This is a genomic window from Mesorhizobium sp. WSM4810 (assembly GCF_055811235.1).
The window spans coordinates 1-325 of record NZ_JBVVQV010000118.1; the positions used below are offsets into that span (position 1 = coordinate 1).

The following is a 325-nucleotide window of genomic DNA, read 5'->3' on the forward strand; positions in this document are numbered from 1 at the left end:
GCTGTGGCCCGGTGGGGCAGATGGCAATCCGCAGCGCCATTCTTCTCGGTGCCAAGCAGGTCGTGGGCATAGATTGCCTGCCCGAACGCCTTTCCATGGCCGGAGCGGGCGGCGCGGTCACCATCAACTTCCTGGAGGAGAGCGTTGTTGAAAGGCTGAACGAGCTTACAGGCAGCAAGGGGCCAGATAAATGCATCGACGCCATCGGGATGGAAAGTCACGTGTCTTTTCGTCAACCAGACACCGTCTATGACCGCGCGAAGCAGATGATGCTGATGGAGAGCGATCGGCCCCACGTGCTGCGTGAAATGATCTATGTCTGCAG

General features: G+C 59.1%; 1 protein-coding gene. It reads left to right on the forward strand.

Annotation, left to right across the window (positions count from 1 at the left end):
- Positions 1-325, forward strand: a 325-nt coding sequence (locus AC0L3O_RS35560) for a zinc-binding dehydrogenase (RefSeq protein ID WP_473618174.1), incomplete at both ends; no start/stop codon positions are given.